This is a genomic window from Roseateles sp. P5_B10 (assembly GCF_056400485.1).
The window spans coordinates 1-4,854 of the sequence record NZ_JBFULE010000392.1 but is presented as its reverse complement, the minus strand read 5'-3'; the positions used below and the strand labels follow the sequence as shown (position 1 = coordinate 4,854).

Genomic DNA, 4,854 nt, shown 5'->3' with positions numbered 1-4,854 from the left:
CAAGACCGTCGTCCACCACTACGGCCACGGCGGCAGCGGCTGGTCACTGTCCTGGGGTTCGGCCCAGCGCGCGCTGGCGCTGATCCAGTCGCGCGGCGGTCGCCCGGGTGAGCGCATCGCCGTCATCGGCTGCGGCGCCATCGGCCTGACGACGGCGCGCACCGCCCAGCAGGCCGGCTACAAGGTCAGGCTCTACGCCAAGGACCGGCCACCCCGCGTGCACTCCTCAGCGGCCACCGGGCTGTGGAYGCCGGACTCGCGCATCGTCACCAGCGAACACGCCAGCGAGGCCTGGACGGCCGATTGGGAAGCCATGGCGCGTGCCTCGTTCAAGGTGCACCAGAGCTATCTCGGCCTGCCCTCCGGCCCCGTCGAATGGCATGACGGCTATGTCGTCGCCGACGAGGATTTCGATCAGGCCCTGCCCGGCCACATCGGCGAGCCCGACTATCCGGAGCTGTCGTCGCGCATCGCCGACCTGCGCCCGCAGGGCAAGGCGCTCTCGGCCGCGGAGCATCCTTTTCGCAAACCGCACGCACGCCGCTTCACGCAACTCATTTTCAACGTCCCGGCCTACCAGCGCCTGCTGCTGGACGATTTCGCCCGCGACGGCGGCGAACTGGTGCAGCGCGAGTTCCGGCAGCCGCGCGACTTTGCCCGCCTGCCCGAGCGCGTCATCGTCAACTGCACGGGCGACGGTGCGCGCAAGCTGCTGGGAGACACCAGCATGACACCGGTGCGCGGCCAGACGGCTCGACTCATTCCACAGCCCGAGGTGGACTACGCGCTGATCTATCGCGGCCAGAACCTCGTCGTGCTGCCGCGCCGTGACGGCCTGCTGGTCGCGGCCATGGGTGAGCACGACTTCGGCAATGACGACCTGCGCCCCGACCGGGCCCAGAGCGAGGCCGCGGTGCAGCGGCTCGCCGGCCTGTTCTAGAAAGTCTCCCAATCGCCCTCGGCCTGGCTGGGCGCGGGGGCTGGCTTGGGCGCCGCAGTGACCGGCGCGGGCCTGGCTTGAGCCGCAGGGCGCGGTGCAGGTTTGGGAGTCGCAGCGCGAGGCGCCATGGCAGACCGCGCTGCCGGCTTGGGCGTGCCGCGTGGCCCTGGCGCCGCAGCGCCCGCATCCACGCGGAAGGCCGCCACCGCCTCGGCCAGCTTGGCCGTCTGCATGCGCATGCTCTCGGCCGCGGCCGCCGTCTGCTCCACCAGGGCCGCGTTCTGCTGCGTGGCCTGGTCGAGCTGGCTGACGGCCGCGTTGATCTGGCCCACGCCTTCGCTCTGCTCTCGGCTGGAGACGGTGATCTCGCCGACGAGGTCGGTCACCTTGCGCACCTCGTTGACCATCTGGCCGATGGTTTCGCGCGCGGCCAGCACCTGGGCGCTGCCGCTCTCGACCTTGCTGACACTGTCACCAATGAGGCTTTTGATCTCCTTGGCCGCCTCGGCGCTGCGCTGGGCCAGCAGGCGCACCTCGCCGGCCACGACGGCAAAGCCGCGGCCCTGCTCGCCCGCCCGCGCCGCCTCGACCGCCGCGTTCAGCGCGAGGATATTGGTCTGGAAGGCGATGCCATCGATGGTGCCGATGATGTCGGAGATCTTGCGGCTGGAGGTCGAGATCGCGTCCATCGTCGTGACGACCTCACCGACAGCGGTGCCACCGGCGCCGGCCACTTCGGAGGCATGGTTGGCGAGCTGGTCGGCCTGGCGTGCGTTGTCGGCATTGGCCTTGATCTGCGCGGCCATCTGCTCGACGGAGGCGGCCGTCTGCTCGAGGCTGGAGGCCTGGCTCTCGGTGCGCGCCGACAGGTCGGCATTGCCCTGGGCGATCTCGGCCGCTGCAACGCTGAGCTGGTCGCAGCCCAGGCGCACGCCCGACACCATTCGCGCCAGGTTCTGCGTCATCTCGTCCAGCATGGTCAGCAGCTGGCCGAGCTCATCGCGCGAGCTGCTGTGCAGGCGCTGCGTCAAGTCGCCGGCCGCCACGGCCTTGACTGCGTCGGAAGCGCGCTGCACGGGGCCGGTGATGGAACGGGTGATGGACAGGGCCGCCAACACGCCGATGACCAGGGCCACGAGCGATGCGATGCCGAAGATCCACAGCACGCGGCGGTAGGCACTCTCGGCGGAAGCGGTCGTCACGCCGGCCAGCTTCTCGTTGTAGTCCCACCATTTGCCGACGTTCTGGCGCAGCGGCAGGAAGACGGTGCGGGCGGCCCCATTCATCTCCCGGGCTGCCGTGCCCTGGGTCGGGTCGGCGGCACTCTCCTCTGAAGCCTTGAGGACTTTTTCCTGGCCCGCGAAATAGGCCTCGGCGCCCTCGCGCACCGTCTTCAGCAGCCCACGATCCTCGTCGTCGGCGGCCAGCAGCTCATAGTCCTTCAACCGCTGGCGGACGTCGTCACGCGCCTTGACGATCTGRCCAGAGAGTTCCTTCTTCTGCTTGTCGTCGTCCGTCAGGATGTGCTGCTGCTCGTACCTCCGCGCGTCGGAGATCGCACCGTCGATCTGGTGAATGATGCGCAGCGACGGCAGGATGTTCTCGGGGTAGTACTCGGCGTAGTAGTTGATCGACTTCGCCAGCAACGTGCCGACAAAGGCCATCGCCAGCATCAGCGCCAGCAMCACGAAGAACGCCAATCCCAGGCGCGTTCCGACGCGCAGATTCTTCAGTCCATCCACGGCTGTCCCCTTGTCGTTGTTCGAGGGACTGTGCCCCTTTCGCCGTGGGCAGGCAATGCGTGTGCAACCCCTGTTTTGTCAACTTTCAGACGGCTCGGCCTCGCCCAGCAGCAAGGCGAGCAGCACGGCGGTGCCGATGGGCATGAAAACGACGATGGCAATGAACCAAGGCATGAAGGCGCGGCCCGTACGGCGCACCAGCTGCATCATGAAAACGCAATGCATGGTGCCCGCCACGACGAGACCCAGACCCAGCAGGACAAGCCGCGACGCCGGCGGCTCGCCGTCCTGCGTGCTGCTGATGATCTGCCACAGGCACAGGCCGGCGACGAGCAGGGTGATGACCGCGTACTCGATGCCGCTCTTGATGTGTGGTTTCATGGCTCAGTCTCCCTCGATCAACTTCTTCAGCGGCGCAGGCAGCGCGTAATCCACCAGTTTCTCCCGCGCCACCCAAGTGCCGCCAGGAGTCATACCCTCAACTGCCTCGGCCCGCAGCGTGTGCAGCACCCAATCGAAGTGCGTCAGCGCGTGCTGCAGCCGCGGCAGCGTCTCCAGCTCGCCGCCCGGCAGGGCCGCTCGGGCGCTGGCCTCGTCGTCAAACATTGGCAGCGTCCACAGGCTCGCCCAGACGCCGGTGTCAGGTCGCTGCTGCAGCAAGACCCGGCCCTCGACGCTCTCAACCCACAGCCACCAGTTCTCGCGACGGCCGCGCTTGAGCTTCCTGGTCTTGACCGGGAAGCGCGTCGGATCGCCCTCCTGCTGTCCACGGCACATGGGCTGCACGGGGCAGAGCAGGCAGTCGGGCGAGCGCGTGCTGCAGATCGTCGCGCCGAGGTCCATCAGGCCCTGGGTGTAGCGGTCAACGTCGCGCTCGGGCAGCAGCTCGGTGGCACGGTCCCACAGCTTCTTCTCGGCGGCGCTGCTGGAGAGATCGCCGCTGAATGCCAGCACGCGCGACAGCACGCGCTTGACGTTGCCGTCCAGGATGGCGACGCGCTCGCCAAAGCAGAAGGCCGCAATGGCTGCGGCAGTGGAGCGCCCGATGCCGGGCAGCGTCTGCAGGGCTGCAGCCGTGCCTGGGAACTCGCCGCCATGCAGATCGGCCACGGCCCTGGCGCAGGCGTGGAGATTGCGCGCCCGGCTGTAGTAGCCCAGGCCGGCCCATTGCGCGAGCACTTCGTCCAGCGACGCCGCGGCCAGGTCGGTGACCTTGGGCCAGCGCGCCAGGAAGCGTTCGTAGTAGCCCAGCACCGTCGCGACCTGGGTTTGCTGCAGCATGACTTCCGACAGCCAGACGCGATAGGGGTCGCGCGTGTTCTGCCATGGCAGCGTGTTACGGCCATGGCGGCGCTGCCAGGCGACTACGGTCTTGCCGAAGTCGGCGATCAGCGTTTCTGACATTGGGGGCAGAAGAAGGTGGACCGTGCGCCTTGCACGATGCGCCGGATGGCGGTGCCGCAACGCCGGCAGGCCTCGCCTTCGCGGCCATAGACCTGCGCCTGCATCTGGAAGCTGCCGGCCACACCATGGGCATCGCGGAAGTCGCGCAGCGTCGTGCCACCGGCTTCCAGCGCCTGGCTGAGCACCGTGCGCACGGCCGCGGCGAGCTTGTCGGCACGCGGGCGGCTCAGCTTGCCGGCGGGCAGGCGCGGGTCGATGCCGGCCATGAACAGCGCCTCACAGGCGTAGATATTGCCAGCGCCGACGACGATGTCGCCTGCCAGCAGCGCCTGCTTGATGGACACGCGCCGGCCGCTGAGCGCCGCATGCAGGTGCAGGCCGTCGAATCGCTCGTCGAAGGGCTCCAGGCCCAGGCTGCCGAGCAGCGTGGCCACAGGTTCGGCATCCAGTGCGGCGCCCCAGACGACGGCGCCGAAGCGGCGCGGGTCGGTCAGGCGCAGCAGGCCATGGTCGGTGTGCAGGTCGAAATGATCATGCGCGCCGGGCGCGGGTGTCGTGTCGAGAAAGGCCAGCGAACCCGACATTCCCAGATGCATCAACAAGCCCCCGGCACTTGTCGGCCCCAAGGGCTGAGCGGCGCCCAGCCCGCCCCCCGAGGGGAGCAAGGCGATTTGGGGCGGCCCGGCATCGCCTTTTTCCAGCGGCAGCCACAAATATTTACCCCTTCTTTGCGTGCTGCCGACGCGGCTGCCGAGCAGTGTTTCGGGG

Annotated in this window: 5 protein-coding genes; 1 reads left to right on the top strand and 4 read right to left on the bottom strand. The window is 68.6% G+C overall.

Annotation, left to right across the window (positions count from 1 at the left end; translation table 11 throughout):
- The coding region (locus tag AC1DU6_RS20195) for an FAD-dependent oxidoreductase (RefSeq protein ID WP_477859140.1) at positions 1-940 on the top strand (940 nt) is incomplete at its 5' end.
- Here AC1DU6_RS20195 and AC1DU6_RS20190 read toward each other — a convergent pair.
- The 4 genes from AC1DU6_RS20190 to mutM form a co-directional block, all read right to left on the bottom strand.
- On the bottom strand, positions 937-2,682 hold the full coding sequence (locus AC1DU6_RS20190; RefSeq protein WP_477859138.1) for a methyl-accepting chemotaxis protein: 1,746 nt from the start codon (positions 2,680-2,682) through the stop codon (positions 937-939). The genes AC1DU6_RS20195 and AC1DU6_RS20190 overlap by 4 nt on opposite strands.
- 78 nt (positions 2,683-2,760) lie before the next feature.
- The gene (locus AC1DU6_RS20185; RefSeq protein ID WP_057300647.1) at positions 2,761-3,063 is read right to left on the bottom strand and encodes a hypothetical protein; all 303 of its coding nucleotides are present in this window, start codon (positions 3,061-3,063) and stop codon (positions 2,761-2,763) included.
- A 3-nt stretch (positions 3,064-3,066) separates the two neighbouring features.
- Entirely contained in the window at positions 3,067-4,086 is a 1,020-nt protein-coding gene (gene mutY, locus AC1DU6_RS20180; RefSeq protein ID WP_457325943.1) for an A/G-specific adenine glycosylase, read from the bottom strand.
- Positions 4,071-4,854: bifunctional DNA-formamidopyrimidine glycosylase/DNA-(apurinic or apyrimidinic site) lyase (mutM, locus tag AC1DU6_RS20175; RefSeq protein ID WP_477859135.1), on the bottom strand; the 784-nt coding region annotated here is incomplete at its 5' end. The genes mutY and mutM, both read right to left, overlap by 16 nt.

Excerpts from the sequence above, each read along its gene's own strand:
- mutY (WP_457325943.1), bottom strand. The coding sequence starts at position 4,086 with ATGTCAGAAACGCTGATCGCCGACTTCGGCAAGACCGTAGTCGCCTGG.
- AC1DU6_RS20185 (WP_057300647.1), bottom strand. The coding sequence starts at position 3,063 with ATGAAACCACACATCAAGAGCGGCATCGAGTACGCGGTCATCACCCTG.